This is a genomic window from Paenibacillus faecis (assembly GCF_008084145.1).
In the GTDB taxonomy this organism is placed as follows: domain Bacteria; phylum Bacillota; class Bacilli; order Paenibacillales; family Paenibacillaceae; genus Fontibacillus; species Fontibacillus faecis.
On record NZ_VSDO01000002.1, the window covers coordinates 365,428 to 380,782 of the forward strand.

15 protein-coding genes are annotated in these 15,355 nt (G+C 52.5%); 13 read left to right on the forward strand and 2 right to left on the reverse strand.

The window, feature by feature from the left end:
* The first annotated feature begins 21 nt into the window (after positions 1 to 21).
* From FRY98_RS09460 to dnaJ, 11 genes are all read left to right on the forward strand, one after another.
* A complete protein-coding gene (locus tag FRY98_RS09460; protein WP_148451516.1) occupies positions 22 to 897 on the forward strand; it encodes a carbohydrate ABC transporter permease in 876 nt (291 codons plus the stop codon).
* A gap of 2 nt (positions 898 to 899) precedes the next feature.
* Positions 900 to 1,733: a carbohydrate ABC transporter permease gene (locus tag FRY98_RS09465; RefSeq protein WP_148451517.1), complete on the forward strand. Its 834-nt coding sequence runs from the start codon at positions 900 to 902 to the stop codon at positions 1,731 to 1,733.
* 46 nt (positions 1,734 to 1,779) lie between these two features.
* Positions 1,780 to 2,802, forward strand: a complete 1,023-nt coding sequence (locus FRY98_RS09470; RefSeq protein WP_148451518.1) for a glycoside hydrolase family 130 protein — start codon at positions 1,780 to 1,782, stop codon at positions 2,800 to 2,802.
* A gap of 82 nt (positions 2,803 to 2,884) precedes the next feature.
* The gene (locus tag FRY98_RS09475; RefSeq protein WP_148451519.1) at positions 2,885 to 3,841 is read left to right on the forward strand and encodes an acetylxylan esterase; all 957 of its coding nucleotides are present in this window, start codon (positions 2,885 to 2,887) and stop codon (positions 3,839 to 3,841) included.
* 95 nt (positions 3,842 to 3,936) lie between these two features.
* Positions 3,937 to 5,754, forward strand: a complete 1,818-nt coding sequence (gene lepA / locus FRY98_RS09480) for a translation elongation factor 4 (protein WP_148451520.1) — start codon at positions 3,937 to 3,939, stop codon at positions 5,752 to 5,754.
* Between the two features lie 665 nt (positions 5,755 to 6,419).
* Entirely contained in the window at positions 6,420 to 7,601 is a 1,182-nt protein-coding gene (gene hemW / locus FRY98_RS09485; protein WP_148452630.1) for a radical SAM family heme chaperone HemW, read from the forward strand.
* Between the two features lie 137 nt (positions 7,602 to 7,738).
* Entirely contained in the window at positions 7,739 to 8,206 is a 468-nt protein-coding gene (locus tag FRY98_RS09490; protein ID WP_148451521.1) for an N-acetyltransferase, read from the forward strand.
* 104 nt (positions 8,207 to 8,310) lie between these two features.
* The gene (hrcA, locus tag FRY98_RS09495; protein WP_148451522.1) at positions 8,311 to 9,342 is read left to right on the forward strand and encodes a heat-inducible transcriptional repressor HrcA; all 1,032 of its coding nucleotides are present in this window, start codon (positions 8,311 to 8,313) and stop codon (positions 9,340 to 9,342) included.
* A 66-nt stretch (positions 9,343 to 9,408) separates the two neighbouring features.
* Positions 9,409 to 10,005 carry a nucleotide exchange factor GrpE gene (gene grpE, locus FRY98_RS09500; RefSeq protein WP_148451523.1) on the forward strand — a complete coding sequence of 199 codons (597 nt, stop codon included), beginning with the start codon at positions 9,409 to 9,411 and terminating at the stop codon, positions 10,003 to 10,005.
* A 39-nt stretch (positions 10,006 to 10,044) separates the two neighbouring features.
* A complete protein-coding gene (gene dnaK, locus FRY98_RS09505; protein WP_148451524.1) occupies positions 10,045 to 11,886 on the forward strand; it encodes a molecular chaperone DnaK in 1,842 nt (613 codons plus the stop codon).
* 145 nt (positions 11,887 to 12,031) lie between these two features.
* Complete coding sequence (gene dnaJ / locus FRY98_RS09510) at positions 12,032 to 13,153, forward strand: molecular chaperone DnaJ (RefSeq protein WP_148451525.1); 1,122 nt, start codon at positions 12,032 to 12,034, stop codon at positions 13,151 to 13,153.
* Between the two features lie 553 nt (positions 13,154 to 13,706).
* On the opposite strand, the gene FRY98_RS09515 is transcribed toward dnaJ, so the two are convergent.
* Both FRY98_RS09515 and FRY98_RS09520 read right to left on the reverse strand, forming a co-directional pair.
* Positions 13,707 to 13,985: a YxcD family protein gene (locus FRY98_RS09515; RefSeq protein WP_148451526.1), complete on the reverse strand. Its 279-nt coding sequence runs from the start codon at positions 13,983 to 13,985 to the stop codon at positions 13,707 to 13,709.
* 3 nt (positions 13,986 to 13,988) lie between these two features.
* Positions 13,989 to 14,432: a hypothetical protein gene (locus tag FRY98_RS09520; protein WP_148451527.1), complete on the reverse strand. Its 444-nt coding sequence runs from the start codon at positions 14,430 to 14,432 to the stop codon at positions 13,989 to 13,991.
* 205 nt (positions 14,433 to 14,637) lie between these two features.
* On the opposite strand from FRY98_RS09520, the gene FRY98_RS09525 reads away from it, so the two are divergent.
* Together FRY98_RS09525 and FRY98_RS09530 are read left to right on the forward strand one after the other, a co-directional pair.
* Positions 14,638 to 15,006 (forward strand): hypothetical protein, encoded by a 369-nt coding sequence (locus FRY98_RS09525; RefSeq protein WP_148451528.1) that lies wholly within the window; start codon positions 14,638 to 14,640, stop codon positions 15,004 to 15,006.
* Between the two features lie 32 nt (positions 15,007 to 15,038).
* Positions 15,039 to 15,221: a YfhD family protein gene (locus FRY98_RS09530; RefSeq protein WP_148451529.1), complete on the forward strand. Its 183-nt coding sequence runs from the start codon at positions 15,039 to 15,041 to the stop codon at positions 15,219 to 15,221.
* Positions 15,222 to 15,355 lie beyond the last annotated feature (134 nt).

The following is a 15,355-nucleotide window of genomic DNA, read 5'->3' on the forward strand; positions in this document are numbered from 1 at the left end:
AGACCTTTGGAGGTGCGAGTGGTGTTTAAGAACCTAAGCTACAAAACTCAGCGAAAGATTATTATCTTCGCCTTTTCGCTGATTCCGGTGGTCTTATTGTTTACGTTTGCGTATTTGCCGGTCTTCAATATGTTCAAGTACAGCTTTACCGACTGGAACGGATACAGTAAACATTATGACTTCGTCGGATTTGAAAACTACAAAACGATTTTTACGGATTCCAAATATTTCAGCGTCTTTAAAGTCAGCCTATATTACTTTGCGGCTACCTTTATCCAAATGGGGTTAGCTTTGTACTTCGCTACGATTTTGAGTTTTAATGTCCGCTTCAAAAACTTTTTTAAAGGGGTTTTGTTTTTTCCTTACCTATTAAATGGCGTCGCGATCGGCTTCATCTTCCTGTTTTTCTTCAGACCGGACGGCACGCTGGATACGATTATGCAGGCGTTGGGCCTTGGAGCTTATACGCAGGGCTGGCTCCTGAATCCGAACATCATCAACATTTCGCTTGCAGGTGCTTCGCTGTGGAGGTATATGGGGTTTAACTTCATTATTTTCCTGGGGGCGATTTCGTCCATCGGGCGCGATGTTTATGAAGCTGCGGAAATCGACGGCGCCAACCGATGGCATCAGTTTCGTCACATCATTTTGCCGAGCATCAAAAATATCGTGCAGCTTAATCTGATTCTGGCGATCAGCGGGGCGATCAGCGCGTTCGATATCCCGTACATCATGACCGGCGGCTCGAACGGAAGCAACACCTTTGTTATTCAAACCGTAACGACAGCGTTCAAGTACAACAAGCTTGGCCTGGCCTCCGCCATGGCGGTCGTTCTGCTCTTTATCGTGATCATTGTGACTTTACTGCAACGTTTGCTGATTAAGGAGGAGAAGTGATCATGTACAGAATCAAGTATGCCGCTGCGAATTTTATAAAATATGCGAGTTTGCTGCTGGGGACGTTTGCCGCCCTCGTGCCGATTATCGTCGTGTTCTTCGCTTCCTTTAAAACGAACAAGGAATACGGGACGAGCAGTCCGCTGACACCGCCGGACAACTGGTTGAATTTGGCGAATTACTCCAAGGCCTTTACCAATGGGAAAATGCTGCTCGGTTTCGGGAATACCGTCATTATTCTGGTGATTTCAATTATTGGCGCAACGTTGATCGGATCGATGATCGCCTACGTGCTGAACCGCTTTAAATTCCGCGGCAGCAAGTTCCTTATGGGTGCGTTCTTGTTGGCCACGTTGATTCCAAGCGTTACGACCCAGGTCGCTACGTTCCGGATCATCAACTCCTTGCATCTGGTGGATACGCGTTTTGCGCCGATCCTGTTGTATCTGGGAACGGACATCATTGCGGTATATATTTTCATGCAATTTTTGGACTCGATTTCGGAGTCGCTCGACGAGTCGGCGATGCTTGACGGGGCTTCCTATTTTACAATCTACTGGAAAATCATTCTGCCTCTTCTCGCTCCAGCCATCGTCACGGTCATTATCGTGAAGGGCGTGAATATCTATAACGATTTTTATACGCCTTTCCTGTATATGCCGAGTGAAGATTTGCAGGTGCTGTCCACGGCGCTCTTCAAGTTCAAAGGGCCTTACGGATCTCAATGGGAGGTCATTTGTGCGGGAATCATGATTACCATTGTACCGATTTTGATCGTATTTTTGGCGCTGCAAAAATATATATATAACGGTTTTGCCCAAGGTTCAGTGAAATAACAGAAATTAAAATTCATTTCGTAATCGTCGGAAAGGGGAACTTCTCATGTCCAAAGTTCAAATTATCGGAGAAAATTTGTCCAACCTGCCTTGGCAGGACAAACCGGAAGGGGCCGTCGGCCCGGTATGGAGACATGCCGAAAACCCGGTGATCGGGAGAAATCCGGCAAAGGGCATCGCCCGAATCTTCAATAGTGCCGTGGTTCCTTATGAAGGTAAGTTTGTCGGCGTATTCCGCGCGGAAACGATTAACGGCCGGCCGCATTTGCATTTGGGATATAGCGATGACGGGCTTCAATGGAAGATCGACGAGGAGCGCATTCCGTTCGTCAATGAGGCGGGACAACCGTTTCAGCCGAATTATGCCTATGATCCCCGGCTGGTGAAGGTCGAGGACACTTACTACATTATCTGGTGCACCGATTTTTACGGAGCCTCCATCGGGGTAGCGAAAACGAAGGACTTCAAGTCTTTTATTCGCTTGGAAAATCCTTTTCTTCCATTCAACCGCAACGGGGTGCTGTTTCCGAGAAAAATCAACGGCAATTTCATGATGCTCTCCCGTCCCAGCGACAGCGGCCATACTCCGTTCGGAGATGTGTTCCTGAGCGAAAGTCCGGATTTCGTCTACTGGGGCAAGCACCGTCATGTGATGAGCAAAGGCGGCCAAGGCTGGTGGCAATCCGTCAAAATCGGGGGCGGACCGGCTCCGATCGAGACAAGCGAGGGCTGGCTGATGTTTTACCATGGGGTAACGGGTACCTGCAACGGATTGGTTTACAGCATGGGGGCGGTTATATTGGACCTGGACGAACCGTCCAGAGTGAAATATCGGTCCAGCACTTACGTGCTGACTCCCGAGGAATGGTATGAGGAACGCGGTTTTGTTCCGAACGTGGTGTTCCCGTGCGCTACGCTGACCGATGCAGCAACGGGGAGAATCGCGATATATTACGGTGCGGCCGATACTTATGTCGGTGTAGCCTATACGACCGTTCAGGAGATCGTGGATTACGTGAAGGCGACCCATGAAACGGTGGGCGACGACGCGGAAATCGGCGTAATGTAGGCTGTATAATGAAGACAAAAGGAAGAGAACGGATCCCATCCTTATGGATGGGATTATCCGTTTATAATGGGAGGTTTGCCGAATGGCCAATGATAAACTGGACGAGTTGTTAAAATACACGGGAATTAGTCCGAGGCCCCTGGATTTTGACGCTTATTGGGCGAGAGCGTTATCGGAATTGGACGCCCAACCGTTAAAGTTTCAACTGGTTCCGGCGGATTTTCAAACTCCGCTTGCGGAATGCTACCATTTATATTTTACCGGGGTAGGAGGAGCCAGAGTCCACGCGAAATATGTGAGACCGAGACACCGGGAGGGGAAGGGGCCGGGCTTGGCGCTGTTCCACGGCTATCACGGCGGAAGCGGGGATTGGTTCGACAAGGCGGCTTACGCCGCCCACGGCATCACCGTGATCGCGATGGACTGCCGCGGTCAAGGCGGGCTTTCCGAAGATCGGTCCGTCGTTAAAGGAACGACATTAAAAGGCCATATTATCCGGGGGATTGATGAAGAGGATCCCGATCAGCTGTATTACCGCAATTGCTTTTTGGACTTGGCGCAAACGGTCCGTATCCTTAAATCCATGGAACAGGTGGATGCGGACAAAATCGCCGTCCACGGCTGCTCCCAGGGCGGGGCGCTGACGGTGGCTTGCGCCGCCTTGGAGCCTTCGGTCAAGCTGGCGATCCCGGTCTATCCGTTTCTGTGCGATTACAAAAAAGCCTGGGAACTGGACGTGACGTCCTCGGCTTATGAGGAGATCGCTTATTACTTCCGCTTTATGGACCCGCTGCATACGCGGGAAGCCGAGGTGTTCGATAAGCTGGGATATATCGATATTCAGAATCTGGCGGACCGGATCCGGGGCCGCGTGATTTTCGTGACGGGGCTGGCCGATCCGATCTGTCCCCCGGTTACGCAATTCGCCGTGTACAACAAGATCAGAGCGGAAAAAGAACTGGTGGTATACCACGAGTACGGGCACGAATATTTGCCGAATTTAAGCGACAGGGTGCTGCAAGAGGTGCTGAAACTGTAAAATCGTCGTCTTTTGCCGGCCCCCGGATTGATGCCGCCCTTTGCAACTGATATAATAAATTGATTGTACATCAAGGATTTGTGGTGGGGGTAAGGATGACAGATATTCGGGCAAGACAGGAAAAGATACGTAATTTCAGTATTATCGCACATATAGACCATGGCAAATCGACGCTGGCCGACCGGATTCTCGAATATACCGGCGCGTTGACCTCCCGCGAGATGCAGGAGCAAGTACTGGACCAGATGGACCTGGAACGGGAGCGCGGGATCACGATTAAGCTGCAGGCGGTTCGCCTGGCCTATCGTGCGGATGACGGGGAAGAGTATTTGTTGAATTTGATCGATACGCCGGGGCACGTCGATTTTACCTATGAGGTTTCGCGCAGCCTTGCCGCGTGCGAAGGGGCTCTGCTTGTCGTGGACGCCGCGCAGGGGATCGAAGCGCAGACCCTGGCCAATGTTTATCTGGCGCTGGACAACAACCTTGAAATTTTGCCTGTAATCAACAAAATCGATCTGCCAAGCGCCGATCCCGATCGCGTGAAGCAGGAGATCGAGGATGTGATCGGCCTGGATGCCAGCGAAGCCGTGCTGGCCTCGGCCAAAGCGGGCATCGGCATCAAGGAGATTTTGGAGCAGGTCGTGCAGAAGGTGCCGGCTCCGACGGGAGATCCCGATCAGCCGCTGAAGGCGCTGATTTTCGATTCGCATTACGATCCGTATAAAGGCGTTATCGTTTATGTTCGTGTCATCGACGGTCATATCAAAGCCGGCTCCAAAATCAAGATGATGGCGACGGACAAAACGTTCGAAGTCATCGAGGTGGGCGCGTTCAAGCCGAGAATGACGATCGTGGACGAGCTGAATGTCGGCGATGTCGGCTTTATCGTGGCCGGGATCAAGAACGTCGGCGACACCCGGGTCGGGGACACGGTAACGGATGCCAAGAATCCGACTCCCGAACCGCTCCCGGGTTACCGCAAGATCAACCCGATGGTGTATTGCGGTCTGTATCCGATCGATACGTCGGATTACAACGATCTGCGCGAAGCGCTGGAGAAGCTTCAGCTCAACGACGCTTCGCTCAGCTTCGAACCGGAGACGTCGAGCGCGCTCGGCTTCGGATTCCGCTGCGGCTTCCTCGGTCTGCTGCATATGGACGTCATCCAGGAGCGGATCGAACGCGAATTCAACATTCCGCTCATTACGACGGCGCCGAGCGTTATCTACCATGTAACGCTGACCAACGGCGAAACGATCTCGATCGACAACCCTTCCAACTATCCGGAAGTCGGGAAGATCGAGTACGTGGAGGAGCCGTTCGTGAAGGCCGCGATTATCGTTCCTAACGACTATGTCGGAACCGTCATGGAGCTTTGCCAAAGCAAGCGCGGCGAATTCGTGAACATGGAGTATCTCGATACGACGCGCGTCACGATCACGTACCAGATTCCGCTGTCGGAAATCGTCTATGATTTCTTCGATCAGTTGAAATCGAGCACGAAGGGCTACGCTTCCTTCGATTACGAACTGTCCGGCTACCGGCAGTCCAATCTGGTGAAGATGGACATTCTGCTTAACGGGGAACAGGTCGACGCCCTGTCCTTTATCGTGCACCGGGAGCGGGCCTATCACCGCGGCCGGATCATTTGCGAGAAGCTGCGCGAGTTGATTCCGCGCCAGATGTTCGAGGTGCCGATCCAGGCTTCCATCGGCACGAAGGTCATCGCCCGCGAAACGGTTAAGGCGATGCGCAAGAACGTGCTTGCCAAGTGCTACGGCGGCGACATTTCGCGGAAGCGGAAGCTGCTGGAGAAGCAGAAGGAAGGCAAGAAGCGGATGAAACAAGTCGGCAATGTCGAAGTGCCGCAGGAAGCGTTTATGGCGGTTCTGAAGATTGACGACAAGTAAGCCGCAAGGCCTTTTGGACAGCCTGATTGTCAAAAAAATTCGAATCGGGCCGAAATAAGGTGCGATGTCTCAAAGTGCACCAGGTCCGCCCAATATGAAGATAAGAGCCTATTTAAAGGAAAGCCCGCGGGCTTTCCTTTAATTTGCGGCTTGACCCAGTTGAGCTCGCGAAGCGTGCGAAACAAAAAAACACCTGCTATGCGGGTGGTGTAGTGATGCTTATAGCCAAAAACCATCTGATGAGGTTGTTATCGTAGGAGTGTTCAAGCTACGATGTATACCGAAAGGAAAAGGTGGATTAATGGCTAATGGGGCTAATGGAAGTCATATGTCACTTCCAAAGAGGCGCCTAGTGTGCTTCCAAACCTCCAACTCCAAAAAGATGTAAATCTGCAGGTATTTCCAGCGATTTTAGAGAAACGAGGCGGTTTCGTCGAAAATTCCTGCAGATTTGCAGGAATTTTGAAATTTTGGGTCCCAAACAAGAAAAAAACATGCACATATGCAGGAATTGTATGTTATCAAGGTTCTGACGGGGTACGGCTGCCTTACAAGTAAAACAATAGTTCAATTTATATAATTTAATGTTTGAACCGATAGACGAACTAATTTAAGAATTGGAGGCATCGCCCATGAACGAAATGACACCCCCCCATCCTCAGGGAATGCCTGTGACAGGGAAGCATCACGCCAACGCTCCGAAGGCGGTTTATATACACATCCCGTTTTGTACCAATAAGTGCTTCTACTGCGATTTTAATTCCTATGTGCTGAAGGATCAGCCGGTTATGGATTATTTGCGCGCGCTTGACCGCGAAATGGAACTGACGGTGCAGGCGACGCCGCCGGAGGAGATCAAGACGATCTTTGTCGGCGGAGGGACGCCGACGGTGCTGAATCCACAGGAAATGGAGTATTTCCTGAATTCCGTCCGCCGCCACTTTCCGAACTGGGCGGACGATATCGAATTCACAATGGAAGCGAACCCCGGGACGACGGACGCGGAGAAACTGGCCGTGATGAAGGCCGGCGGCGTCAACCGCGTGAGCTTCGGCGTGCAGGCTTTCCAGAACGAGCTGCTCTCCGGGATCGGACGGATCCACAACACGGACGATGTATACCGCAGTCTGGAAAACGCGCGGAATGCGGGGTTGCATAATTTATCGATCGACCTCATGTTCGGTTTGCCGAATCAAACGGTCGAGATGCTGGATTACAGCGTGAGCCGGGCGCTGGAGCTGGGGCTGCCGCATTATTCGATCTATAGCTTAAAGGTTGAGGAGAATACCTTGTTCCATACTCTGTATCAAAAAAATCAGCTTCCTTTGCCGGGCGAGGAGGATGAGCTGAAAATGTACCTGCTGCTGATGGATCGGATGAAGGCGGCCGGATACAAACAGTATGAAATCAGCAACTTCGCCAAACCGGGCTATGAAAGCCGGCATAACATCACCTACTGGCGAAATGAAGATTATTACGGCCTCGGAGCCGGCGCACACGGCTACGTCAAGCGCCGCCGCCATATCAACATCAAGGGTGTCAATCCCTATGTCGAAGCTTGCAAGCAAGGGCTGCCGCGTTTGGAGCAGTTCGAGGTTACGAAAGAGGAGGCCATGGAGGATTTCGTCATGGTCGGACTTCGGATGCTGGATGGTATCCGGCTCTCCCATTTTGCCGAACAGTTCGGCTCTTCTTTGGAGGAAACGTTTCGCTCGCCGCTGCATAAAATGACCTCGGCAGGGTTGCTTGAAATGCATGAAGACCATGGCGGTTATCGTCTCAGTGAAAAAGGAGTGCTCTTCGGCAACGAAGTGTTCGCCGAGTTTATCGGGGCTTTGACTTCCTAAGCGGGGCGGGTTTTTGGCTCTCCAAAAATCGCCCCGAATCGCGGCTTATTGAAAAGCTCACTTTCTCTCTTGAACTTTTATACGCCATACTGTATATTTATTCATATTATAAGTGCACAGTTTAAGGGGGAAAGAGGATGCCGGCCGTAGCCGTTTGCAGACAAGCGAGACTTGAAGATGTTGAGCCGTTATTTACGATGATTGAAGGCTATGCCCGCCAAGGCATTATGCTGCCCCGTTCCCGAGCCGTGTTGGAGCGGCAAATTTCCGATTTTGTCGTCACCGAAATGGATGGACGGATCGTCGGCTGCGGATCGCTGTGCAGGCTCGGAGAGGAACTGGTGGAAATCCGCTCGCTGGGCATCGCCGAAGGTTATAAGGGCCGGGGGTTAGGCTCCATGCTGGTGGAGGAGCTCGTTTTGCAGGCAAAGCGTCAGGGGATCCCTAAGATCATGGCGCTGACCTATGAGGTATCCTTCTTTTTGAAAAACGGATTTGCCGTGGTGGAGAAAGAAATTTTCCCCGAGAAAGTTTGGACCGATTGCGTGAATTGCGCCAAGCAGCATTGCTGCGACGAGATTGCCGTACTCAAGATACTGGACTGACTTGACAATCGTCGGGTCGGTTTGGTATTTTTGTAATATAGTTTAGCACTCGACGATCTAGAGTGCTAACGAGCAAGTTTAAATTGTTACCAGGAGGGATTTCCATGTTGACGGAACGCCAAAGAATGATTTTAACGGCTATTGTGGATGATTATATTCGCTCGGCGGAACCGGTGGGATCCCGAAGCATCTCCAAGCGCGGCGACGTCGGGTACAGTCCGGCGACCATTCGCAACGAGATGGCCGATCTGGAGGAACTGGGTTTTCTGGAGCAGCCCCATACATCGGCTGGCCGTATCCCTTCTCATAAAGGCTACCGGTATTATGTGGATCATCTGGCACCTTTGAATCTGATTTCGCCCGATGAATTTAAAATGATGAGAGCTTTTTTTGCGGAAAAACTGAATGCGATTGAACAGGTCATCCAGCATGCCGCGACGATCTTGTCCCATATGACGAACTACACTTCCATCCTGCTCGGGCCGGAAGTTTTTCACACGTCCTTACGGCATTTTCAACTGCTGCCGCTCAATGAGACCACGGCGGTGGCGATCATTGTGACGAGCACGGGGCAAGTCGAGAACAAAACGGTCTCGATTCCTTCCGGACTGTCCGTGTCGGAGATGGAGAAGGTCGTGAATCTGCTGAACCGCAAGTTGACGGGCGTGCCGATCTATAAATTGAAGACGGCCCTGTACAACGAAATCGGGCAGGAAATGCAGCGGCATGTGGAGCATTTCGAGGAGTTGATGAGCGTACTGGAAGAAGCGCTGGACAAGGATCAGGACGGGCAGCGTCTGTTCCTCAGCGGTACGACCAATATGCTGAATCAGCCCGAATTCCGCGATGTCGACAAAGTGAAGAGCATTCTCGACCTGTTTGAGGAGACGCCGACTTTGCTAAGGATGATGACTTCGGCTTCCGCAAGCTCCGGCATTCAAGTCCGGATCGGAACCGAGAACGATCATGAGGCCTTCGCCAATTGCAGCTTGATCACGGCGACTTACGCCATCGAAGGCGAAGCGGTCGGCACGATCGGCATTTTGGGGCCTACCCGTATGGAATACGCCCGGGTTATCGGCATTCTCGATATTTTGTCCAAGGACTTGTCCCGGTTTTTGTCCCGGATGCATTGATCCTTTAGGATGACGTATCTAAGGAAACACTAATCTGGCTTTAGTTATTGTTAAGGAGGTGACATCTTGAAGGAACAAGAACCGATTCAAGACAACATCCAGACGGGTGTGGAAGAGGAATTGAAGGTGAACGCCGAGAACGACCAGGAGCCTGTATCGGCCGAAGAGCCGGAGGTTCTCGAAGAGACGGCTGCGGAGAACTCGGAGGAAGGGCAAGCCGAACTAGAAAAGCTGCGGGCTGAAGCGGAGGAGCACAAACAACGTCTGCTCCGTACTCAGGCTGATTTCGATAATTTCCGTCGGCGTACGCTGAAGGAAAAGGAGGAGCTGGGGAAATACGCCTCGGCCAAGCTCATTACCGAGCTGCTGCCGGTAATCGACAACTTCGAACGCGCTTTGAGCACGACGGCCGACAATGCGGACCTTTCTTCTTATGCCAAAGGGGTGGAGATGATCTTCCGCCAATTGGAAGGCATTCTGAAGACGGAAGGCCTGACGGCTATGGAACCTGTCGGCACTCCGTTCAATCCGGAATTCCACCAGGCGATTATGCAGGTGGAGAGCGATGAATATGAGGAAGGCACCGTCGTGGAAGTCGTTCAGAAGGGATATCTTCTGAAGGATAAGGTGCTTCGCCCGGCTATGGTCAAAGTAAGCGGCTAACAGATCTGTCATAGCGACTATTAAGGAGGATATTTTCCTATGAGCAAAGTTATCGGTATTGACCTTGGAACCACCAACTCATGCGTTGCGGTTATGGAAGGCGGCGAAGCCGTCGTTATTCCCAACCCGGAAGGCGCTCGTACAACCCCTTCGGTTGTAGGCTTCAAGAAGGACGGGGAGCGGATCGTCGGCGAAACGGCGAAACGTCAAGCGATTACCAATCCGGATCGCACGATTATTTCGATTAAGAGACATATGGGGACGAACCACAAGGAAACGATTGACGGCAAAGAATTCACGCCGCAAGAAATTTCCGCCATTATTCTGCAAAAATTGAAATCCGACGCCGAAGCTTACCTCGGCCAACCGGTTACGCAGGCCGTTATTACGGTACCTGCCTACTTTAACGACAGCCAGCGTCAAGCGACTAAGGACGCGGGCAAAATCGCCGGCCTCGAAGTGCTGCGGATCGTCAACGAACCTACGGCGGCCGCTTTGGCCTACGGTTTGGAGAAAGCCGAAGACCAAACGATCCTCGTATACGACCTTGGCGGCGGTACGTTCGACGTTTCGATCCTGGAACTCGGCGACGGCTTCTTCGAAGTTAAAGCGACCAGCGGGGACAACCATCTCGGCGGCGACGACTTCGACCAAGTGATCATCGATTACCTGGTAGCCGAATTCAAGAAGGATCAAGGCATCGACTTGAGCAAAGACAAGGCGGCCGTACAGCGACTGAAAGATGCGGCGGAGAAAGCGAAAAAGGAATTGTCCGGCGTTCTGACAACGACGATTTCCCTTCCGTTTATCACCGTTGCGGACGGCGTGCCTCAGCACTTGGAAGTTAACCTGACCCGTGCGAAGTTCGAAGAATTGTCCGCGGATCTCGTAGAACGCACCTTAGGGCCGACTCGCCGCGCGCTCAGCGATGCGGGGATGACGCCGGCCGATATCGACAAGGTCGTGCTGGTCGGCGGTTCCACCCGGATTCCGGCCGTTCAGGAAGCGATCAAGAAATTGACCGGCAAGGAGCCGCACAAAGGCGTGAACCCGGACGAAGTGGTTGCGCTCGGGGCAGCCGTTCAGGCGGGCGTTCTGACCGGCGACGTGAAAGACGTCGTTCTGCTCGACGTGACTCCGCTCTCGCTCGGTATCGAAACCGCCGGCGGCGTATTCACCAAAATGATCGAGCGGAACACGACGATTCCGACAAGCAAATCGCAGATCTTCTCGACTTACGCCGATAATCAGCCTAGCGTTGAAATCCACGTTCTGCAAGGGGAACGCGAAATGGCGGCGGGCAACAAAACCCTCGGCCGCTTCATGCTCGGCGACATTCCGCCGGCACCGCGCGGCGTGCCGCAAATCGAAGTTACGTTCGATATCGATGCGAACGGGATCGTTAACGTTTCGGCCACAGATAAAGGCACCGGCAAGAGCCAAAAAATCACGATCACTTCCTCGAGCGGTCTTAGCGACGAAGAAGTGGAGCGCATGATGAAGGACGCCGAGCTTCATGCCGAAGAAGACAAGAAGCGCAAAGAGCTGGTTGAAGCGAAGAATACCGGCGACCAACTGATTTACAGCGTTGACAAGACTTTGAAAGATCTTGGCGATAAAGTCGACGCGGCCGAAGCGGAGAAAGCGAACGCCGCCAAAGACGAGCTGAAGAAGGCGCTGGAAAGCGACAACCTGGAAACGATCAAATCGGCGACGGAAAAATTGTCCGAGATCGTACAGCAGTTGTCCGTGAAGCTGTATGAGCAAGCGGCTCAGCAGCAGCAAGCCGGAGGCGCGGAAGGCGCTTCGGCGGGCGACGGCAAGGAGAACGTCGTCGACGCCGAGTACGAAGTCGTGGACGAAGACAAGAAGCAAGGCTAACAAAATCACAGGCCGATATACCGGTGAATAGACTTAGGTGAACTGGGAAGGTCAAAGTGCGGGCTGTTTCCGTGCTTTGACTTTCCTTTTGCCGGATTGGGGAACTATGCCCGGCGCATCTATCAAGTCATAAAGGGGTGGAAAGATGGCTGAGAAACGAGATTATTACGAGGTCCTGGGCCTCAGCAAGAACGCTTCGGACGACGAGATCAAGAAAGCCTACCGCAAGCTGGCGCGTCAATATCACCCTGACGTCAACAAAGCGTCGGATGCGGAGGCCAAGTTCAAGGAAGTCAAGGAAGCTTATGATGTATTGAGCGATTCCGGCAAACGCGCCCGGTATGACCAATACGGGCATATCGACCCTAACCAGGGGATGGGCGGCGGTTTCGGCGGCGGCGGTGATTTTGGCGGTTTCGGCGATATTTTCGACATGTTCTTCGGGGGCGGCGGGCGTCGTGATCCGAATGCCCCGCAGCGCGGAAACGACCTTCAGTACGCGATGACCATCGAATTTAAGGAAGCGGTGTTCGGTAAAGAGACGGATATCACCATTCCGCGGACGGAAAATTGCGACACCTGCTTCGGCTCGGGAGCGAAACCGGGCACGAAGCCTGAAACCTGCTCGGTCTGCCACGGATCGGGACAGCAGGAAGTCGTGCAGAACACGCCGTTCGGGCGGATGGTCAACCGCCGTTCCTGCAGCCATTGCGGCGGACGGGGGCAAATTATCCGGGAGAAATGTCCGACATGTGCCGGCAGCGGCAAGGTCAAGAAGCAGCGGAAAATTCATGTCCGCATCCCCGCGGGGGTCGACGACGGCGCCCAACTGCGGATGTCCGGAGAAGGCGAAGGCGGTCTACGCGGAGGTCCTGCGGGCGACCTGTATATCGTGATTCGCGTCAAGCCGGATGAGTTTTTCGATCGCGAAGGCGACGACATTTACTGCGAATTTCCTTTAACATTCGCCCAGGCCGCTTTGGGAGACGAGATCGAAGTTCCTACGCTGACCGGAAAAGCTAAAGTGAAAATTCCGGCCGGCACTCAGACGGGCAGATACTTCCGCTTGAAGGGTCAGGGAGTGCCTAGGCTGCGCGGCATCGGGAACGGCGATCAGCATATCAAAGTGGTGGTGGTTACCCCGAGCAATTTGAGCGAAGAGCAGAAGGAACTGCTGCGCCAGTTCGCCGCATTGGACGGAGAACATACGCACGAGAATGAGCAATCGTTTTTTGATCGTATGAAACGGGCATTTCGCGGAGAATAGCACGCCAATAACAGGTTGAAGTATAGGTTGAACCTAAAGAAAATTGGCGTTGGGCAAGGATGTGTTAGGGTTTCGGAACTACGTTGCCAACTTCCGCAATTGTAGATATAGGGTTCCGCCGTGGGAGTCTGTATATTAACGGGAAAATATCCTGTTAATGTACCGCTCTTGGCCCCTCGATCGGATTTAGCTGGAAAAGCTCCATCTATTTCGCGGCCCTATAGCCGATATACACCATTTCAGTCGAATTAACGGGAGGTTTTCCAGCTAATTCGCCTCTGCAGCCGTATACGCTCCAAATTAACGGGAAGAATTCCCTTTAATTGAACCAAACCCTTAGTTGCGGGCAAGAGTGTAAGAAGAACCCTTTACACCACTGTCCTAATATGCAATCAATATTTCAACCTATATAGCAAGAAAATAAAGCAGGAGTGGCTTAAAATCATCGACCGATGGTTTTAAGGCCGCTCCTTTTTTCTGTGGCATGACCATGTCGAGCACGAAAAAACGGTACAAGGCGGTTTGCCTTGTACCGTTTTGTGTAGTCCGGATTTTATGACCGGATATGGGCGATAATCTCCTCGTCCAAATCGAGGGTAATATCTTCCCGAAACGCTCTGACGCCGTATTCTTTATATACGTACTGCATGATCGCTTCCATGATATTCGCTTCCACAATGTACCTGCTTCGGCCGTTCACCCAGACTTCCCCGGTATATCCGGTGTCCTCGTCCCAGCTCAGTTCCACCTGGACGTCCGTCGGTCTTACGCCGGTTCGGTCCGCGGTGTGAAGGCAGATCGCATTAATGATTTCGTCCATGCTCAATACCATACTTTAATATCTTCCCCCGCGGTAGTGATCGTCGCTAGGCTGCGGACGTCGCTTGAACCGGCGGTAGAGCGCAACCCCGATCGCGATAATTACGTAGATTGCCAGCAGGTTTACCGCAAGGCCGAGAAGGTTGCCCAGGAAGCCCATGCCGCCGAACAATCCGCCGAACAGCATGCCGGCGAGACCGCCGATCATCAACCCTTTCATGAAGCTGCCGCCGCTAAAAAATCCCCGGTTTGCAGTGGTGCCGGCCGTCGTACCGGATTTGTTGGTCCCGGAAGTGTCACCGGATCTTTGCACGTTGTCCGTCGACTTTTTCGGTGCCGGCGTATAGGAACGGGGGCCGGATTTGAAACCGCCGCCGCGTTTGGCATCCACGAGCCCGGGCGAGGTGACGGCGAATATCAAAGTAAACGCCATCATAATCATCAACATTTTCTTTAGCATTAAAGTAATAACCCTCCTAATGAATTTAGTATGTTCTAATGCCATACCTGTAATACGGGCGAGCCGGAAGAACGTTTCAATTTTTAATCAATATTTTTTCGGAGCAAAAATCGAATAAACCCTCTAGAAAAGCCGCATCCTAATATCCCAAGGAACGGGGTTCCTCCTGTTCCATACAGCAGCAAGAGAAAGGCAGGTTCTGCATATGGCCGAAAAGAACATTCTAGCCTATTTCAAAAGCCCCGAGGAGGCCGAAGGCGTGGCCAGAAAGCTGAACGCCCTGCGTGTGATTGACCTATCGATCAACCGGTTCAGCCGTTACCCCGGCGAAGGCTATGATCCGTTTAACCCCATCACCGGCAAGGTGAGCAGTTTATCCGCCATCACCCAGGATGCCGCGATTACCAATCAGTCGGCGGGGATTCTAAGCGCGGCGGACCCCGCGGCCAGCGGATTGAGCCATGGAGGCCAAGGGGGGCCGACCGGGCGGGATATATTGCTTACGGCGGTCGTTGATGAGTCGGTACATCATCAGGCACTCCGAATCATAGAGGAAGCGGGCGGACAGATCTAACGGAGTTTAAAGACAGGAAAGGAGGGCCGTCCATGAACAAGTCCAATCACGACCGCGTAACGCGAAAAGTACCGGCCAGCGGAAAACATTTGGAGGTCGGGTACAACCGGGATGTCGAGTTTTCCGAGGAGCTTGCGGACCAGGAAGACTGGGAGGCGATCGAGCGCAGCGAGCGGGCCGACAACCGGCAGAAAGGACAGCACGACTGGACCTAGAAAAACGGGTGGAGAAACCGCCGGAGCTGCATCCGGCGGTTTCTTTGCCGTTCTCGATTCGTTCTCGATTGACAGTGCGAAGCAAACATATTATTGTAAATGCAATTATTTCAAACTTGAAGAATCGGAAGAAA